We start from the raw sequence: 17930 nt of genomic DNA, 5'->3' as shown, positions 1-17930 counted from the left end.
TTAAACGATAAAACCGTTGCTGTTCTTGGGTTGGCATTTAAGCCTGATACTGACGATATAAGGTACTCGCCTGCAATGGATATTATTGATATGCTTATTAACAAAGGTGCAAGGGTTAAGGCGTATGACCCGCAGGCGATGATTAAAGCTAAGAATGTATACAAAAAAAATCAAAGGGTTACTTTCGGAAAGAGTTTGTATGACACTGTTAAAGGCGTACAGGCTGTCGTTATAGTTACTGACTGGGATGAGTTTAGGTATATGGATCTAGTTAAGCTTATAAAACTTATGAAACATCCGATAATCGTTGATGGGCGTAATATGTTTGACCCTGCTAAGATGAAAACCGCGGGGTTCATCTACAAAAGTATCGGGCGGAATTGAAGTTACGATGAAAGGATCGGTTTTATTGATATGAGAATAGTAATTACCGGCGGGGCGGGGTTTCTCGGGTCGCATCTCTGTGATTATATGATATCCAAAGGGCATGAGGTTGTTGTTGTGGATAACCTTATCACCGGTAATCTTCAGAACATAGCGCATTTGTTTGGGAATAAAAAGTTTTTGTTTATTAAGCATGATATCACAAATTTTATTTATGTTCCGGGTAAGGTTGATGCTGTGATGCATTTCGCATCACCCGCAAGCCCCGTGGATTATCTTATGTACCCTATACCCACATTGAAAGTCGGTGCTCTGGGGACACATAAAGCTTTGGGATTGGCAAAAGAAAAAAAGGCAAGGTTTATGCTGGCGTCCACCAGCGAAATTTATGGTGATCCGTTAGTCAACCCGCAACCCGAAACTTACTGGGGTAATGTTAATACGCTTGGCCCGCGGGGTGTTTATGACGAAGCAAAACGGTTCGCTGAAGCTATGGTAATGGCGTATCACCGGTATCATAAGGTTGATGTCAGGATCGTGAGGATATTTAATACATACGGGCCGAGGATGAGAAAAGAAGATGGGCGGGTGGTGCCGAATTTTATTATGCAGGCATTGAAGAATAAGCCGATAACCGTATACGGTGACGGGAGTCAAACCCGCAGTTTTTGTTATGTCTCCGACCTGGTGAACGGTATCTACAGGCTATTGATGAGTAAAGAAAATTTGCCGGTTAATATCGGTAATCCTAACGAACTTACGATACTTGAGTTTGCGAAGGTTATCATTAAATCAGCAAATTCTAAGAGTAAGATTGTGTATAAACCCTTGCCACAGGATGATCCTAAACAGCGGAGGCCGGATATTACAAAAGCGAAACGTATCTTAAAATGGTTACCCGAGGTTCAATTAAGTGAAGGTGTGAAGAGAACTGTTGAGTGGTTCCGTAAAAAAGGGAAATAAGGTTGTAATATAATGAAGATAGGGATTATGTCTGATAGCCATGATAATATCGCGAAGATTGTTAAAGCCGTTGAGGTCTTTAACACTCAGGGTGTGGAGTGTGTGTTCCACGCGGGGGATATTATTTCACCGTTTACCGCAATACAGTTTAAGGAACTTAAGAGTAAACTCGTGGTGATATTCGGGAATAATGACGGGGAGAAAACGTTTCTTTATGAACGGTTTAAGCCAATAGCTGATATTTATAAGAATTATTTTGGAAGTATCGACGGGGATAAGGTTAAGCTTGCGATGTTTCATGAACCTGAAGAAATAGATTTTCTTCGCGATACTTCAGGGTTTGACCTCATAATTTACGGGCATACGCATAAAGTTGATATCCGTAAAGGTAAGGTTATGGTAGTTAATCCCGGTGAAACCTGCGGGTATTTATCCGGGAAAGCTACGGTTGCGGTACTTGATACTGCGGGGATGAAATGCGAGGTAATAGAACTGTGAGTATAAGTTTTGGCGTATTGAAGAAAAAGCTTGAAACTAAGAGGCATAGGGTTGCGGTTATCGGCCTGGGATATGTCGGGCTGCCTTTAGCAACAGCATTCGCGGAGAAAGGTATCTTTGTCTACGGGCTGGATGTTGACCAAAGAAAGGTTGATAAGCTGCTCAATGGGAAGAGTTATATTTCAACGATTACCTCCACGCGGGTAAGGCCGGTGATTGAGTCCGGGAAATTTGTTCCAAGTACAAACTTTGCATTCCTGCGGAAAACTGATTGCGTAATTATCTGTGTACCCACACCGCTGACAAAAACTAAGGATCCGGACTTACAGTTTATCATAGCAACAACAGAACAGATTAGGAAGTATTTGCATAAAGGGCAGTTAGTGGTACTCGAGAGTACAACCTATCCCGGGACTACTGACGAGGTTATGCTGCCGGTATTGGAGTCTACGGGTTTAAAAGAGGGTAAGGATTTTTTTCTTGCATTCTCACCCGAACGCGAAGATCCCGGGAACAAGGATCATAGCGTGACAAAAATACCGAAAGTTGTTGGCGGGGTGTCAGCCTCAGCGACAGAGCTCGCGGTATTATTGTATGGCAATGTTGCACCAAAAATCGTTCCTGTGAGTTCCGCGCGGGTGGCGGAAGCTGTTAAGATGCTGGAGAATACGTATCGCGCGGTTAATATCGCGTTAGTGAATGAACTAAAAATGTTATTCGAACGTATGGATATAGACGTGTGGGAAGTGATTAATACCGCTGCGACTAAGCCGTTTGGGTACCACGCGTTTTATCCCGGGCCCGGGCTGGGGGGGCATTGTATACCGATTGACCCGTTTTATCTTTCCTGGAAAGCGAAACAGTATAATTTTCAGGCGAAGTTTATTGAACTTGCGGGTGAGGTTAATGTGCGTATGCCGGAGTATGTCGTTGGTAAAGTTATCGATGCGTTGAATGTTAAGAGTAAAAGTTTGAACGGTGCAAAGGTTCTTATCCTCGGGGTGGCATACAAAAAAAATGTTGATGATATCCGTGAATCACCGGCTCTGGAAATTATAGAACTTCTGGAACACCGCGGGGCAAAGGTTATGTATCACGATCCGTTTATACCTGCAATACCAAAGATGAGGAAGTATGATATCAAAAAAAGTAGTGTCAGTCTTACTCCCGCGGAAGTTAGGAAGTATGACTGTGTGGTAGTCGTTACCGACCATGATTCCGTAGATTACGGTATGGTCTTGAAAAATACAAAGTTAATCGTGGATTCACGTAATGTGTTCCCCCGCGTGCTTGTTGGGCGGGGAAAGGCGTTTTTAGGAAAGGTTGTTAAGGCTTAAGTGTGATAAGGTGGGAAGTAAGGGTTTTATTGGGAATATTTATGGGATTAATGATGAGTACGGAATCATATACCGCTGATTTTTCGCTGCGTTACGGAGCGTTTAGCGTTAATCCAAGGTTCAGTATGGATACTAAGTATCAGCAGAATATTTATTTAACCCCCACAGCGACGAATGATATTGTTCTGCGTTTATCTCCGGGGATATTGTGTAATTTTAAGCATGAACGGATCAACAGTTCGATAGAATACATTTTGGATTATTATCATTTTATTAATAACAAACAGCTTTCCGGTGGGAAGTCAAATATTGATGCCAGTATCGGCACGTCTTACCGCGGGTATGGATTTAAGATAAATGAACTTTATCAGGAAACCCTTATCCTTCCTTCCGGGCGGGAGAGTTATGTTTCTACTGTGAATAAATACCGGTATTTTGAATTGTCAAAAAAAATGAGGAAGTTTGATGTTATTCTTATTCATGGAGATAGTACCAGTTGGAATAACCCTGATACGTTCAAGTACAGCGATACCAGCGGGATACATAATACCCTTAGGTTTCAGTATAACATGAGTCCTTTTACCAATATTGCAGTTGGGACAAGTTATGACGAGGTTAACTATACGTATGACACCAACCGCAGCGGGGTGAATATTTCGCCCTGGGTGTCATTCAATCGTGTATTTGAAGGGCAGTATAAGCTCGATCTGTTGCTTGGAGCACAGTCAAGAAATTATATTGGTGTGCGTGACTGGTCCGGCGGGGTGTATAGCATGTCATTAACCGGGCCGATAACCGGTATCGGGAATATCGGGATAAGTACTAACCGTTCAGTCCGCGAGTCGTTGTTCACCCAGGAAAATTATTATGAAAGTATGAGCGCTATTATCGGGGTTGACAGGACAATTAGGAATATTTATGTTGGCGCGTCAGCGAGGTTTACGTCGGATTGGTATCCTATCCTCCCTGAACGCATAGATAATGTTCTTGAGTTCGGGTTATCTATTGGATACAAGCTGCGTAATTTCGCGCCAATCGGGGTGAACCTCAAATTTACAAGCCAGACGTCTACATACAACCGGTATAATTATGATGATATCACTTTCGGGGTCGGTGTAACGAATATTTTTTAGAAAAGAAAGTAGGTAAGTTTTATTATGAATTTAGGTGTGTTCAGAAGAATGGTACTATTGCCGGTAATAGTGCTGCTGGTATTGCCTTGTACTGTAATGGCGATGGGGAATTATGATTCCAAAAAATCGACGGATATGCCGAAGTTTGTGGTGGATCCCAGTAAGGATATTGTTATATTTCCGGATAACGTGTTGTCAGTAACCGTATACGATGAACCTGACCTCTCCGTGAGGTTGAAGGTAACTCCGCAAGGGACAATTAATTATCCATTGCTCGGGGAAATAAGGGTTACGGATTTAACGGTAAATGAACTTACGCAGTTATTGGTGAAAGGGTTAGGGGATAAGTATTTGGTCAACCCCCAGGTGTTGGTTACCGTAGCGGAATATAGCAGTTATACAATGTTCGGTGAGGTGAAATCACCCGGGACGTTTCCGTTACGTCGTAACATGACGATTATTGACGCTCTGGCTTTATGCGGGGGTGTCACAGGTATTGCAGACCTAAATAAAGTTGAACTTATAAGATATGAGGACGGGCAGAGGAAAGTGTACACTATTTCGGTGAAGGATCTGTTACGCGATTTCGGGAAAAATCAGGGGTATAACCAGCCGATATTGCCGAATGACCTTGTGATAGTACCCGAGATTAAGTATTAAGGAGGGCGTAAGTGGAACAACAACAGCATTCTCGCAGCGAGGAATTGTCATTACAGGAATTATTGGACGTATTGGATAAACGTAAGTGGTTAATACTCATTATAACCCTTGCTTGCGCAGCTGGGGCGCTTGGGTGGTCTATGCTGCAAAAGCCGGTATACCAGACAATGACAACGATGTTGCTGGAGAAAGAAGCGCCACGGGTCGTGGCACTAAATGAAGTGTATCAGGCACAGACATCGGATATTTCTGAATACGAGACGCAGATTAGGATTATTTCATCGATCAGTACCGCGGAAAAGGTTTTGTCTAAACTTGAAGAACAGGGGAATTATCATCTTTCTGAGTCTAATCAGGACCGGAATCTTTCAGCGTTATACCTTTCACGTTCTGTCAAGGTAACACAGGTGCCGGGGAGTAGGTTGATTAAGATTACACATGAAAATATAAACCCTGAAGATGCTGCGCAAGTGTGTAACTTATACGTAGAAACCTATATCGAACAAAATATGGAACTTAAGACTAAGGCGTCAAAGTTTGCAATATCGTGGCTACAGGAACAGTCGGATATCCAGCGTGAAAAGTTGAGGCAATCGGAGCTTAGCCTGCAGCAGTATATCGATGAGAATAAAATTACTGATATTCCCAGTATTGAGCATGAAAATCAGTTGCTCGCAACACTAAGAAGTACTGAACTGGGGATTAAGTCGGAACTCATGAGTTCGTCGTTGAAGTATAAGGATAAGCATCCTAAGATGATTGAACTGTCCACACGGTTGGAGACTATACAAAAACAAATTGCTGAAGAGACTGATAAAGTGTTGAAGATGAACCAGGTGAGCATGCAGTACAATATTCTTAAACGCGAAGTTGAGAGTAACCGCGGGATTTATAATACCTTGATTGGCAGGCTGAAGGAAACTATGCTGTCCGATGAGTTAATGCTTTCTAATATCAAAGTTCTTGACCCTGCGATTGTGCCGCATAAGCCGGTCAAACCAAAGAAAAGGCTGAACACCACTGTTGGTTTTATAGCAGGACTATTACTTGGGATTGGGTTAGCGTTTGCGATTGAGTTATTTGAAGACCGTGTTGAAACTGCAGAGGATGTTACCTTTGGCCTGCGGTCGACGCTAGTTGCTACAGTACCGTCCTCCAAACGTGAAGTAAAAGATAAACGTACGAGTGATCTTATAGTGCATAAAAAACCGCATTCCAATGTTGCGGAAGCATACCGTATCGCGCGGACGGAGATCATAAGGCTGGTTTCGGAAGGGAAAAAGGAAAATAAGTCAATCATCGTTACAAGTTCGCTTGCACAGGAAGGGAAAACTACGGTCTCAGTTAATCTTTCCATAGTATTCGCGCAGGCAGGGTTGAATGTCCTGCTGATGGAACTCGACTTACGCCGTCCAAGGATGCATCATACGTTTAATCTCAACACTCCGGTAGGGGTGGCACAGTATCTCCAGGGGACTGCAGGGTTTGAGGATATTGTTAAGCAGACGGAAATACCGAATCTTTCAATAGCGCTCTGCGGTAAAATTCCGGACCATCCAAGTGAGTTAGTGGAATCGTATAAAATGGATGAATTACTGGCGGTTGCTGTAAAGAATTATGATTACGTTTTTGTTGATACCCCGCCGGTTCTTAACGTAGCGGATACCATGATTATGGGAAGTAAAGTGAGTTATATTGTGCAGGTTATTAAGTCGGGGATGGAGGGTAAAGCGACGTCCATTATGTCCAAAAATAAGTTATTGGATACAAAAGCGCATTATCTCGGGGTGATCCTAAACCATGTTGAACCTCAATCAGACCGGTACTACTATTACTACTATTACCGTTCCAAGGATAAGGATGATAAGGATGCATAAGGAGAGTTTTTAATCTATGAAGAAAGCGTTAATTACAGGAATCACGGGGCAGGATGGGTCGTACCTCGCGGAGTTTCTAATCTCCAAAAAGTATGAGGTACATGGTATCGTCCGCCGTGCGAGTACTTTGAATATGGGCAGGATTGAACATGTACTGGCGGATACCAAGCGGTGCGGGAAGTTGAAACTGCACTACGGCGATATCGCTGATGCTGAACAGGTATGTAATATCATTTATAATGTCCAGCCGGATGAAGTGTACAATCTTGGTGCTCAGAGTCATGTTAGAATCAGTTTTGATACTCCGGAGTATACGGGTAATGTTACTGGCCTTTCCGCTACGCGGATACTTGAAGCTATACACCGCAGCGGGAAGGATATTAAATTTTATCAGGCATCATCGTCTGAGATGTTTGGTTCCACACCGCCCCCGCAGAATGAGAAAACATTATTCCATCCGCGTAGCCCGTATGCCGCAGCTAAGGTTTATGCGTACTGGATGACAATAAATTATCGTGAAGGCCATGGGATGTTCGCGTCTAACGGAATTTTGTTTAACCACGAATCGCCAAGGCGCGGGGATAATTTTGTTACCCGCAAAATTACGATGGCAATCGCGAATATTGTCGCGGGGAAACAAAAGGTGCTTTACCTCGGTAACCTTGATGCGAAACGCGATTGGGGATACTCACCGGAATACGTGATGCTTATGTGGGAGATACTGCAGTATAAGCACGGAGATGATTTTGTTATCGGTATCGGTGAATCGCACTCAGTTGAGGAGTTTGTAAAAATCGCGTTTGAGTATGTCGGGCTTAACTGGAAAAAGTATGTGAAGATTGATAAAGCGCTATTCCGCCCTACGGAGGTTGATTCTCTGATTGCGGATGCCGGGAAGGCTAAGAGGTTGTTGAAGTGGAAACCTAAAATCACGTATTCCAACCTCGTAAGAATTATGGTGGATGCTGATATGCGCCGTGCAGGGGTGAAGCCTGTGGGTAAAGGAGATGAGGCATTGGCAAGGTTGTATCCAAATAAATGGTGGACGGTGGATTAAGTGATGGTTCAACAAAATAAGTTTTGGAAGAATAAAAGAGTTACGGTAACCGGCGGTGCGGGGTTTCTTGGGTCGTACCTCACAGAAAAACTTTGTGCGTATGGATGCCGTAACGTATTTGTCCCGAGAAAAGCTGATTATGATCTTGTACGGATAAAGAATGTTAAACGCATGTTCTGCGATTCCAGGCCGGATATTGTAATACACCTCGCGGCGGTTGTTGGCGGTATTGGTGCTAACCGCGAGAACCCGGGACAGTTTTTTTATGATAACCTCATGATGGGTGTTCAGGTTATTGATGAAGCAAGAAAATCCGGGGTATCAAAAATAGTGTGTGTCGGTACCATATGTAGTTATCCTAAGATAACGCCTGTACCGTTTAAAGAAGTTAATGTGTGGAATGGTTACCCGGAAGAAACTAATGCGCCGTATGGCCTTGCAAAAAAGATGTTGTTAGTACAACTGCAGTCCTACCAGCAGCAGTACGGGACAAGGTTTGCGTATGTTATGCCGACAAATTTATACGGACCGGAGGATAATTTTAATCCTGCAAGTTCGCATGTAATCCCGGCATTGATAAAAAAGTTTATCGACGCAAAAAAAAATGGGGATAACGAAGTTGTGGTATGGGGTACCGGAAAACCTACCCGCGAGTTTTTGTATGTATCCGACGCAGCTGAAGGTGTGCTTCTCGCAGCGCAGAAGTATGATAAGCCTGAACCTGTTAATCTTGGGACTAATACAGAAGTTTCTATTAAACACCTGGTTGAACTGGTAGGGAAGTGTTGTGAGTTCAAGGGGCGGATTGTGTGGGATAAATCTAAACCTGACGGCCAGCCGCGCAGGTGTCTTGATACTACCCGCGCAATGAAGGAGTTTGGGTTCAGGGCAAAGACGGCGTTTGAGGTTGGATTGAAGAAAACTGTTGAGTGGTATGTAAACAAAAATAAATTATGAAAATTATTGATCAGGTAGTAGAGGTTTTTAAATTATTGAGGGTTCATCAGTACTCAAAAAACTTGATGATCTTTTTGCCCACATTTTTTGCGTTGAGGATAAATGAATGGAATGACATGTTCCGTGCTGCCGTTGCTTTTATTACGTTTTCGCTTGCAGCAAGTGCGGTATATATTTTGAACGATATCATCGATATGCCCTATGATGTAATGCATCCGGTGAAAAAAAATAGGCCGCTGGCTAAAGGTACGATCAGTGTTCCTATAGCAGCTGCCATAGCGGTTGTGTTGTTACTGTTATCAATGATTATGGCTTGGAGTATGAATGTTGCCGGGTGGATATTGGCGTATTTAGTATTGAATCTGGCATATACGCTTAGATTAAAACATATTCCTATCCTTGATATATTCATTATCTCAACAGGGTTTGTGATAAGGATTTTTGTGGGAGGTTATGCTACGTCTACCTATCTGTCGCACTGGATAGTGATTATGACCTTCCTATTTGCGATATTCTTTGCTGCAGCTAAACGCCGGGATGATGTGTTAATCTTGACGGAAAAAGGACAGAAGATGCGTGAGGTTGTGGATGGGTATAACATTAAATTCCTTGATGCGTTGATCACAATCATGGCGTCAATTGTTATTGTGTCGTATATTATGTACACCATTGCTCCTGAAACTGTTGCAAAAGTGCAGACTGATAAGTTATACCTTACAGTATTTTTTGTTATTCTGGGGATCACAAGATATTTGCAGCTGGTATTAGTAGAAAATAACAGCGGATCGCCAACGGAGGTTTTACTGAAGGATAAATTTATACAATTATCAGTCCTGGGTTGGATAATCACTTGCGGGGTATTGATTTATAGAATAGATTTATGGATACAAAACTTGTTATAAAATACGGTATTTTTGCGGTTGTTGCAATAGCAGTGAATATGTTATCGCAAAAAGGTGTGTTTATGTTGATAGACTGGAGATACGAAATTTATGCGGGGTTGTGTATAGGAACATTGATGGGGTTGATAGTAAAGTATTTATTGGATAAGAAATATATTTTTTATTACACAACAAAAGATACACGGGAAGATATCGGGAAGTTTGTTTTATACTCGCTTATGGGAGTAGTAACTACAATGATTTTTTGGGGGATGGAGTTGTCGTTCCATTATATTATTAAAACAACCTGGGCTAAATACCTGGGGGGCGTGCTTGGGTTAGTGATAGGTTATACAACAAAATATCTTTTGGATAGTAGGTATGTTTTTGTGAGAAAGGTAAATTAACAAAATTATGAAAATTTTAATCACCGGCGGGTCTGGTTTTTTGGGGATCAATATCATAAGGTATCTTTTACTGAAAGGTTATACCGATATTGTGTCATTGGACCTTTCCGATTTTACGTATCCGGAGAAAGATAAAGTTAAGATTTTAACTGGCGATATTCGTGATAAGGTTGTAGTCGAGAAAGCAATGGATGGTGTTGACTGGGTGGTGCATACCGCTGCAGCGTTGCCTCTATATAAACCAGCGGATATTATATCAACAGACGTTGATGGTACGCGTAACCTTATCTCAACAGCTAAGAAACACAATGTGGAACGCTTTGTGCATATATCATCAACTGCGGTGTATGGTATACCAGACCACCACCCGTTGTTGGAAGCTGATAAACTCGATGGTGTTGGCCCGTATGGCGAAGCTAAAATAGCAGCGGAAGAAGTGTGCCTGGAACACCGGAAACAAGGTATGTGTGTACCGATACTCCGTCCAAAGTCGTTCATTGGGCCGGAACGTTTGGGGGTATTCGCATTTTTTTATGAATGGGCGAAGGATGGGCATGGGTTCGCTATCCTGGGAAACGGGAAGAATAAGTATCAGTTTCTAGACGTTGAAGATCTTTGCACTGCGATTTTTTTGTGCCTGACACAAGAGAAGAGTGTTGTTAACGATACGTTTAATGTCGGTGCGAAAGTGTTCACCACTATGCAGGAAGACTATCAGTCAGTATTGGATAAGGCAGGGTTTGGGAAAAAGATTTTGTGTATCCCGGCTGGGCCGGCAATTATTATTCTAAGAATTCTTGAAGCTTTAAAACTTTCGCCTTTATACAAGTGGGTATACGAAACAATGAGCCAGGATTCGTTTGTGTCAATAGAAAAAGCTGAGCGTATTCTGGGATTTAAGCCTAAATATTCAAATAAAGAAGCGTTATTAAGAAACTATGAGTGGTATCTGCAGAACTACAAAAGTTTTGAGAATACAACTGGGATTTCGCATCGCGCGCCGTGGAAGCAGGGAATACTGAAATTGTTGAAGATATTTTTTTAGTTATATCTGTGATAGGAGAAATATAATAGATGAAAGTAGTTATTCTTGCAGGTGGTAAGGGAACGAGGATCAGCGAAGAGACGGATATCCGGCCGAAACCAATGGTCGAGATCGGGGGTAAGCCAATACTTTGGCATATAATGAAAGTGTATTCGCATTACGGGTACAACGAGTTTATTATCTGCCTGGGTTACCTCGGATATGTGATAAAAGAATATTTCTCGCATTATTTCCTTCACATGAGCGATATCACTATTGATATGTCAAATAACAATACTACAATACATACGACTACATCTGAACCTTGGAAAGTGACGTTAGTGGATACCGGGTTGGATACAATGACTGGTGGCCGGATTAAACGTGTAAAAAAGTATATTAGTGATAATGAACCGTTTATGATGACCTACGGTGATGGCGTTGGGAATGTTGATATTCCTTCACTTGTGGAGTTCTATAACAAAAATAATACGTTAGCCACAGTAACGGCAGTACAGCCTACAGGGCGATATGGTGCGCTGGATATTAATAACGAAAGCAAAGTTACTTCATTCCTTGAAAAACCGAAGGGGGATAATAACTGGGTAAACGCAGGTTTTTTTGTTATTAATCCGAAAGCGGTTAAATATATCAAAGACGATACGACGTTGTGGGAGAAAGAGCCGATGGAAAAACTAGCGAAAGAAGGGCAGTTATCGGCGTATCACCATAATGGATTCTGGAAACCAATGGATACTCTTAGAGATAAGATAGAACTTGAACGGTTATGGCAATCCGGGAAAGCGCCGTGGAAAGTGTGGTGAAACCTTACGTGAAAAGTTTTTGGAAGAATAAACGCGTATTCATAACCGGGCATACGGGGTTCAAGGGCGCGTGGTTGTCTATTTGGTTGAATACATTAGGGGCGAAGGTTACTGGTTACGCATTGAAACCGCCAACTGTACCGAGTATATTTAATCTCTGTAAACTTGATGATAAGATTGAGTCTATCATCGGTGATGTTCGGGATAGTGTTAAACTTAATAAAGCGTTAGCGTTAGCAAAACCTGATGTTGTGATACATATGGCAGCACAGCCGCTGGTACGGGAATCCTACAAAAACCCGGTGGAAACTTATGACATAAACGTGATGGGGCTTATAAATCTTTTTGAAGCTGTGAGAAAATCTAAAACAGTACGCAGCGTAGTTAACGTTACCACCGATAAGTGTTATGAAAACAGAGAGTGGCCGTGGGGCTACCGCGAGAACGAGCCTATGGGCGGGTACGATCCGTATTCTAATAGTAAAGCGTGTTCCGAACTTGTGACGTCGTCCTACAGGAACTCATTTTTTAATCCTAAAGAGTACGGGGAAAGTCATAACGTGGCATTAGCATCCGCACGGGCGGGTAACGTTATTGGCGGGGGGGATTGGGCAGCAGACCGGTTGATTCCTGACTGTATCAAATCGTTGTTGAAGAAAAAAAATATTCTTATCCGTAACCCGCAGGCGATACGCCCGTGGCAGCATGTGCTGGAACCTTTATCAGGGTATATGCTGTTAGCGCAAAGGTTGTACGAAAAAGGGTGTGTATACGCGGAAGGATGGAACTTCGGGCCGGATGATAGTGATGCTAAGCCCGTTGAATGGATCGTAAGAATGTTATGCAAAAAATGGGGTGTTGCAGGCACAGGGTATTCAATTGACAGGGGTAAGCATCCGCATGAAGCGAATTATCTAAAACTTGATTGTTCAAAATCAAAAAATTTACTATCCTGGCGGCCGGTATGGAATCTTGAGTATACGATTGAAAAAATTGTTGAGTGGACAAAAGAGTATCAGCAGAAAAAAGATGTTTATACAATATGCCTTCGGCAGATTGAGGAGTATGAGGCTGGGAGTAAAGAGGTAAAATCATGTTGAATGACGACCTAAAGAAAATTGTTACTGAGCATTACGAAAAACAGTTTAAGAATAGAAGGTTTATACCCGGGAAAGATATGGTGAGGTATGCCGGGCGTGTATTCGACGAGAATGAACTGCTGAAGCTAGTAGAAGCAAGCCTTGACTTCTGGCTTACCGAAGGGCGGTTTGCTGAGGAGTTCGCTGAAAAAATATCGGAAGTTCTTGAAGTAAGTAATGTTATGCTCGTTAATTCCGGGTCATCCGCCAACTTGATAGCCTTTGCAGCATTGACCTCCAACAAGCTTGGGAAAAGAAAGATTATGCCCGGGGATGAGGTTATCTCCGTTGCTGCGGGTTTTCCCGCAACTGTTACTCCTGTGGTGCAGTACGGGTTAATCCCGGTATTTGTTGATGTAAAACTTGGGAATTATAATATTGACATTGATATGATGAAAAAAGCGGTTACACCGAAGACACGGGCAGTCTTTCTCGCGCATACCCTGGGTAATCCGTATGAAGTTGACGAGATAAAAGAGTTATGCAAAAAACATGATTTATGGTTTATTGAAGATAACTGTGACGCATTCGGGAGTACGTATAAAGGAAAATATACAGGTACATTCGGGCATTTGTCTACGATGTCGTTTTATCCTGCGCATCATATTACCACGGGTGAAGGCGGGGCGGTAGTGACCAACGACGAAGAACTCGCTAAGATCGTGAAATCTTTCCGTGACTGGGGTAGGGATTGTTATTGCAATAGCGGGGAGAATAATACCTGCGGGAAACGGTTCTCTCAGCAGTTTGGCACATTACCGTTTGGGTATGACCATAAATATGTGTATTCCGAAATTGGGTATAACCTCAAGATGACCGACCTCCAGGCAGCGATTGGCAGTGCGCAGATGGATAAACTCCAGCATTTTTGTGCACGCCGGCGTGAAAATTTTGGGAAGTACCAGTCAATCTTCGGGAAGTATGAGAAACACATAATCCTGCCGGTAGCAACTAAGGATACCGTTCCCGCGTGGTTCAGTTATATCGTTACCATAAAAGATACCGCACCGTTTAAACGTGACGATCTTGTGAAGCACCTAAATGATGCTTTAATAGAAACACGCTACTTATTCGCTGGGAATATGGCGAAACAACCGTGTTTTGCAGGGGTTAAATACCGCGTAGCGGATAATCTTAAGAATACGGACTATATTATGAACAACACGTTCTTCCTTGGGACATATCCCGGGATGACGAATGAAATGTTTTCATATGTAGAAAATGTTGTGGCAAAGTTTATGGAGAAGTATAAGTAAAGGTAAACTATGGCGCTTATAAAAAAGTATAAGTCAATTGTATCAAATATCGAACAACCGTTTACCGATATATATGTTGTGACATTTAAGAGTATAGAGAAACCTTACCGTTACCTACCGGGACAGTTTTTGCATCTAACCTTAGATTCTTACGACCCATCCTGTGCGTGGCCGGACTCACGGTGTTTCTCAATGCAAACCAGTCAGGATGATGAAGTTATCAAGATTACGTACTCGGTTAAGGGTAAGTATACTAAACGCATGGCGCAGGAGTTGGCAGCCGGGAAGCAAGTATGGCTCAAACTTCCTTATGGCGAATTGTTTACGAAACAGCATCAAAAAAAAGATGCGGTCTTTATCGCCGGAGGGACCGGGGTAACGCCGTATCTCTCGTTGTTTACAAATACAATGTTCGCGGAGTATATTAACCCAAAACTGTATCTCGGGGTACGGGAGAAACGGTGTTTTATTTATGGCGTAGAACTTGAGAAAGCGGTGGGTGTTAATCCAGGTTTTAGCTATGATATTATCTATCAGGATACCGCCGGGATTTTGAGTATCAACAAAATGTTTGCAGAACACGGTAAGGCTGCAATGTATTTTATATCCGGCCCGCCGGGGATGATAAAATGTTTTAAGGCGTTTTTGTTTGACAACGGTGTAAGCCAGGAAAGTGTTAGGACCGATGATTGGGAATAAGGTTAAGATATCATTTCTCGGGATATCGGGTTGGTATGACAGCGAGCTTGGGAATACAGTGTGTTCTTTGATAGAAACTAAGGATGCGTATATTGTTTTGGATGCAGGGTTTGGTATTGCAAAACTTGACCAGTATATTAAGGATAAGAATAAAAAGATTTATCTTTTCCTTAGTCATTTCCATATTGACCATATCTGCGGGTTACACGTGCTGTGTAAGTTCAACTTTAGACAAGGAATAACGATTGTTGGGCAGAAAGGTACTAGGGAAGTATTGAATACTTTTTTAGCTCCGATACATTCCGTTCCTTTACGTAAACTTTCATATCCCGTAAAAATTGTGGAAGTATTGCCGGGTTGGTATTCACAGCCGGTTAGTTTCCAGTGTTTACCATTACGGCATTCAGTTAAGTGTTATGGGTACAGATTTGTGGTTGGAGGGAAAGTTGTGAGTTATTGCACAGATACAGGGTATTGCAAAAATGTGTTAAGGTTATGTGATAAAGCTGACCTTGCAGTGCTTGAGTGTTCATTTCGTCCGGGGGAAAAGAGTAAGGAGTGGCCTCATTTGAATCCGGAAACGGTAGTTAGGATCGCAGAAGAATCAGATATTAATAGGTCGGTAATGATACATTTTGATCCCAGTAGGTATGATGTCGTTCTAAAACAAAAAGTTGTTTCAAATAGTTCTAGACAAATAGTTGATGGGAAAGATAATTTAAACGTTTGTATATAGAAGGAGATTAATTAGTATGGAAAAACGTGATAAAATAATTAAGTATGGTTGTTCTGGTATGTTTTCTGATGAATTAGACAAGATGGGATACAGAGATCAGGTTATTTCTGGTTTAAGAATGAATAATATTTTCGGGAAAATTTATGGTAAAGCAAGAACTGTAAAGATTAAAACCGTAAAAACTGCGGATGAAAAAATAAGGGTTGGGTTAGGTTTCCTGGAACAACTGAATAAAGGTGAAATTCTTTGTGTCCAGGGCAGCAGAGAGTTTGCATATTTTGGTGAGTTAATGTCGAGATTATCACTACGTCGAAAAGTAGGAGGAGTTGTTGTCGGAGGATTGACAAGAGATACATTATTCACAAATACGATTACTGAGCTGACAATATTTGCCGAAGGGTATTCTCCAAAAGATATCAAAGGAAGAGGTTGTGTGGAAGCAACAGATGTAGTTATCAAGATTGGCAAAGTATCAATTAAACCCAATGATTTGATTTATGGAGATAGCGATGGTGTGGTGGTTATACCGGAGAAAGCAAAAGATGAGCTGGAAATACGTATTCTAAGATGCATTTCAGCTGAGAAGGATATCATTAGTTCTATAAATAACGGTGATGGTATTGATGTTATTTTAAAGGCACATAAGGAGTTTTAAAATGTTCAAAACAATCCCTAAAATCTCGTATTCTTTGATAGCTTCATGGGAAAAAGGTGAATTAAAAGATACTTTAGTGAAATTGGCTGAAATTGGTATTGACATGCTTCACTACGATGTATCTGAACAGAAAAAAACATTGCAGTTAACGGATATAGAAAAAATTAGGAAGTATACGGAATTGCCTATAGATGTACATTTAGCAGTGAAAAATCCTGATAAATTTATATCTAAGAATCTTAAAATGCACAAAAACGATTATTTTTGTATACATATAGAAAACAAGTTTGCCAAAGATAAACTTATAACGCTTAAATCGCAATTAGGCTGCAGATTTGGTTTGTCAATTAATATAGAAACTCCAGTGGAGGAATTGTCCGAATATGTTCATTTATTGGACTATGTACTATTTATGGCAGCTGAACCGGGAATTTCTGGCGCTTCTTTTAATGATAAGGTAATTGATAAAATACAGGTTTTCAAAAAAAAGTATCCGGAAATGCAGATACATGTGGACGGCGGGATTAATAATACAACAGCAACATTGGTACGCGATATTGGCGTCGATGTGTTAATATCTGGTTCATACATTCTGAAAGATAACGACTATGCAAATCAGGTTGCAAAACTTGTTGGTCAGAATTTGAATCTGCCGGTAACCGCAATAATGCATTCGGGTGATAAATTGCCTGTAGTAAGAGCAAATTGCACAATAAATGATATCGCAAATGAGATTGATAAAAAAAGTATTGGGTGCACTTGTGTAATTGACGAAAATAATAAATTCGCAGGTATAGTTACTGATACGGATATAAGAAGATTTTTAATTCGTAATATGGATTTTACAGGAAAGACTGCGCAGGATATTATGAATGCTAAACCAAAGACAGTGCTTCCGGATAAGAGTGTGATAAAATTGTTACGAGAACTTGAGCATACAGGGATGATTTTCTCGGTATTACCTGTTGTTGACAAAAACAATAGTTGCGTTGGTATATTAAGATTACAAGATATCCTGTTTAGTAATATTTTAGGATTTAGAATCAGGCATTTATAAATAGGGGGGGGTAGTAGATAAAAATGATTATTCAAATTAAAAAGGGAAGTGCGGAAAATCAACTGATTGAATTTGAAAAAGAATTAAAGAACAATGAGATTGAATTCAAAAAGGTTGTTTTATTAGATAAAACGTATCTGATAACATCAGCAAACGTGAATGTTAAAGAACAATTGTTGAAGAAGTTTAATAATCTAGTGCAGGATGTTAAAGAATTTAAGACGGAATATCAATTGTGTTTAAGGGAATTTAAAAAAGAAAATACTGTTGTTGATATAGGAAATGGAATAATATTTGGTGCAAATAAAACCGTGATTATGGCAGGTCCGTGTGCGATTGAGTCGGAAAAACAGGTGATGACAACTGCTGAATATCTTAAAAAGAAG

20 protein-coding genes are annotated in these 17930 nt (G+C 41.3%); all 20 read left to right on the top strand.

The features are described from left to right. Window positions 1–384: UDP-glucose/GDP-mannose dehydrogenase family protein (locus WC955_10565; protein MFA5859491.1), on the top strand; the 384-nt coding region annotated here is incomplete at its 5' end. A 30-nt stretch (window positions 385–414) separates the two neighbouring features. After that, a complete protein-coding gene (locus tag WC955_10560) occupies window positions 415–1347 on the top strand; it encodes a UDP-glucuronic acid decarboxylase family protein (protein ID MFA5859490.1) in 933 nt (310 codons plus the stop codon). Between the two features lie 12 nt (window positions 1348–1359). Next, window positions 1360–1845, top strand: coding sequence for a metallophosphoesterase (locus WC955_10555; protein ID MFA5859489.1), 486 nt, complete (start codon window positions 1360–1362; stop codon window positions 1843–1845). Next, window positions 1824–3182: a nucleotide sugar dehydrogenase gene (locus tag WC955_10550; GenBank protein ID MFA5859488.1), complete on the top strand. Its 1359-nt coding sequence runs from the start codon at window positions 1824–1826 to the stop codon at window positions 3180–3182. The genes WC955_10555 and WC955_10550 overlap by 22 nt, the downstream gene beginning before the upstream one ends. A gap of 41 nt (window positions 3183–3223) precedes the next feature. Continuing rightward, the gene (locus WC955_10545) at window positions 3224–4315 is read left to right on the top strand and encodes an outer membrane beta-barrel protein (GenBank protein MFA5859487.1); all 1092 of its coding nucleotides are present in this window, start codon (window positions 3224–3226) and stop codon (window positions 4313–4315) included. Window positions 4316–4339: 24 nt separating this feature from the next. Further along, window positions 4340–4975, top strand: a complete 636-nt coding sequence (locus tag WC955_10540; GenBank protein ID MFA5859486.1) for a polysaccharide biosynthesis/export family protein — start codon at window positions 4340–4342, stop codon at window positions 4973–4975. 11 nt (window positions 4976–4986) lie between these two features. Then, entirely contained in the window at window positions 4987–6852 is a 1866-nt protein-coding gene (locus tag WC955_10535; protein MFA5859485.1) for a polysaccharide biosynthesis tyrosine autokinase, read from the top strand. 16 nt (window positions 6853–6868) lie between these two features. After that, window positions 6869–7909, top strand: coding sequence for a GDP-mannose 4,6-dehydratase (gene gmd / locus WC955_10530; protein MFA5859484.1), 1041 nt, complete (start codon window positions 6869–6871; stop codon window positions 7907–7909). A 3-nt stretch (window positions 7910–7912) separates the two neighbouring features. Next, complete coding sequence (locus tag WC955_10525; protein MFA5859483.1) at window positions 7913–8866, top strand: GDP-L-fucose synthase; 954 nt, start codon at window positions 7913–7915, stop codon at window positions 8864–8866. After that, a complete protein-coding gene (locus WC955_10520) occupies window positions 8863–9768 on the top strand; it encodes a UbiA prenyltransferase family protein (GenBank protein MFA5859482.1) in 906 nt (301 codons plus the stop codon). The genes WC955_10525 and WC955_10520 overlap by 4 nt, the downstream gene beginning before the upstream one ends. Further along, window positions 9747–10154, top strand: a complete 408-nt coding sequence (locus tag WC955_10515; protein ID MFA5859481.1) for a GtrA family protein — start codon at window positions 9747–9749, stop codon at window positions 10152–10154. Before WC955_10520 ends, WC955_10515 begins: the two co-directional genes overlap by 22 nt. Before the next feature lie 7 nt (window positions 10155–10161). Then, complete coding sequence (locus tag WC955_10510; protein ID MFA5859480.1) at window positions 10162–11199, top strand: NAD-dependent epimerase/dehydratase family protein; 1038 nt, start codon at window positions 10162–10164, stop codon at window positions 11197–11199. Between the two features lie 29 nt (window positions 11200–11228). Beyond that, window positions 11229–12002: a glucose-1-phosphate cytidylyltransferase gene (gene rfbF, locus WC955_10505; GenBank protein ID MFA5859479.1), complete on the top strand. Its 774-nt coding sequence runs from the start codon at window positions 11229–11231 to the stop codon at window positions 12000–12002. Beyond that, a complete protein-coding gene (rfbG, locus tag WC955_10500; protein ID MFA5859478.1) occupies window positions 11966–13102 on the top strand; it encodes a CDP-glucose 4,6-dehydratase in 1137 nt (378 codons plus the stop codon). The genes rfbF and rfbG overlap by 37 nt, the downstream gene beginning before the upstream one ends. Next, a complete protein-coding gene (gene rfbH / locus WC955_10495) occupies window positions 13096–14397 on the top strand; it encodes a lipopolysaccharide biosynthesis protein RfbH (protein MFA5859477.1) in 1302 nt (433 codons plus the stop codon). The genes rfbG and rfbH overlap by 7 nt, the downstream gene beginning before the upstream one ends. Window positions 14398–14406: 9 nt before the next feature. Continuing rightward, window positions 14407–15096 (top strand): FAD-dependent oxidoreductase, encoded by a 690-nt coding sequence (locus WC955_10490; GenBank protein MFA5859476.1) that lies wholly within the window; start codon window positions 14407–14409, stop codon window positions 15094–15096. Continuing rightward, the gene (locus tag WC955_10485) at window positions 15083–15832 is read left to right on the top strand and encodes an MBL fold metallo-hydrolase (protein ID MFA5859475.1); all 750 of its coding nucleotides are present in this window, start codon (window positions 15083–15085) and stop codon (window positions 15830–15832) included. Before WC955_10490 ends, WC955_10485 begins: the two co-directional genes overlap by 14 nt. Before the next feature lie 16 nt (window positions 15833–15848). After that, window positions 15849–16487 (top strand): RraA family protein, encoded by a 639-nt coding sequence (locus WC955_10480; GenBank protein ID MFA5859474.1) that lies wholly within the window; start codon window positions 15849–15851, stop codon window positions 16485–16487. A gap of 1 nt (window position 16488) precedes the next feature. Continuing rightward, a complete protein-coding gene (locus tag WC955_10475; GenBank protein MFA5859473.1) occupies window positions 16489–17544 on the top strand; it encodes a CBS domain-containing protein in 1056 nt (351 codons plus the stop codon). Between the two features lie 23 nt (window positions 17545–17567). Next, on the top strand, window positions 17568–17930 hold a 363-nt coding region (locus WC955_10470), incomplete at its 3' end, for a hypothetical protein (GenBank protein MFA5859472.1).

It is taken from the genome of Elusimicrobiota bacterium (assembly GCA_041658405.1).
Lineage (GTDB): Bacteria > Elusimicrobiota > UBA5214 > JBBAAG01 > JBBAAG01 > JBBAAG01.
The sequence above is the reverse complement of the archived record's forward strand: the minus strand, read 5'-3'. Positions and strand labels throughout refer to the sequence as shown.

Bases quoted from the DNA above. Each gene is read 5' to 3' on its own strand.
- WC955_10550 (MFA5859488.1), top strand. From the start codon at position 1,824: ATGCGAGGTAATAGAACTGTGAGTATAAGTTTTGGCGTATTGAAGAAA.
- rfbF (MFA5859479.1), top strand. From the start codon at position 11,229: ATGAAAGTAGTTATTCTTGCAGGTGGTAAGGGAACGAGGATCAGCGAA.
- WC955_10510 (MFA5859480.1), top strand. From the start codon at position 10,162: ATGAAAATTTTAATCACCGGCGGGTCTGGTTTTTTGGGGATCAATATC.
- WC955_10560 (MFA5859490.1), top strand. From the start codon at position 415: ATGAGAATAGTAATTACCGGCGGGGCGGGGTTTCTCGGGTCGCATCTC.
- gmd (MFA5859484.1), top strand. From the start codon at position 6,869: ATGAAGAAAGCGTTAATTACAGGAATCACGGGGCAGGATGGGTCGTAC.
- WC955_10525 (MFA5859483.1), top strand. From the start codon at position 7,913: ATGGTTCAACAAAATAAGTTTTGGAAGAATAAAAGAGTTACGGTAACC.
- WC955_10475 (MFA5859473.1), top strand. From the start codon at position 16,489: ATGTTCAAAACAATCCCTAAAATCTCGTATTCTTTGATAGCTTCATGG.
- WC955_10555 (MFA5859489.1), top strand. From the start codon at position 1,360: ATGAAGATAGGGATTATGTCTGATAGCCATGATAATATCGCGAAGATT.
- WC955_10520 (MFA5859482.1), top strand. From the start codon at position 8,863: ATGAAAATTATTGATCAGGTAGTAGAGGTTTTTAAATTATTGAGGGTT.
- rfbH (MFA5859477.1), top strand. From the start codon at position 13,096: ATGTTGAATGACGACCTAAAGAAAATTGTTACTGAGCATTACGAAAAA.
- WC955_10545 (MFA5859487.1), top strand. From the start codon at position 3,224: ATGGGATTAATGATGAGTACGGAATCATATACCGCTGATTTTTCGCTG.
- WC955_10485 (MFA5859475.1), top strand. From the start codon at position 15,083: ATGATTGGGAATAAGGTTAAGATATCATTTCTCGGGATATCGGGTTGG.
- WC955_10515 (MFA5859481.1), top strand. From the start codon at position 9,747: ATGGATACAAAACTTGTTATAAAATACGGTATTTTTGCGGTTGTTGCA.
- WC955_10480 (MFA5859474.1), top strand. From the start codon at position 15,849: ATGGAAAAACGTGATAAAATAATTAAGTATGGTTGTTCTGGTATGTTT.
- WC955_10490 (MFA5859476.1), top strand. From the start codon at position 14,407: ATGGCGCTTATAAAAAAGTATAAGTCAATTGTATCAAATATCGAACAA.
- rfbG (MFA5859478.1), top strand. From the start codon at position 11,966: ATGGCAATCCGGGAAAGCGCCGTGGAAAGTGTGGTGAAACCTTACGTG.
- WC955_10540 (MFA5859486.1), top strand. From the start codon at position 4,340: ATGAATTTAGGTGTGTTCAGAAGAATGGTACTATTGCCGGTAATAGTG.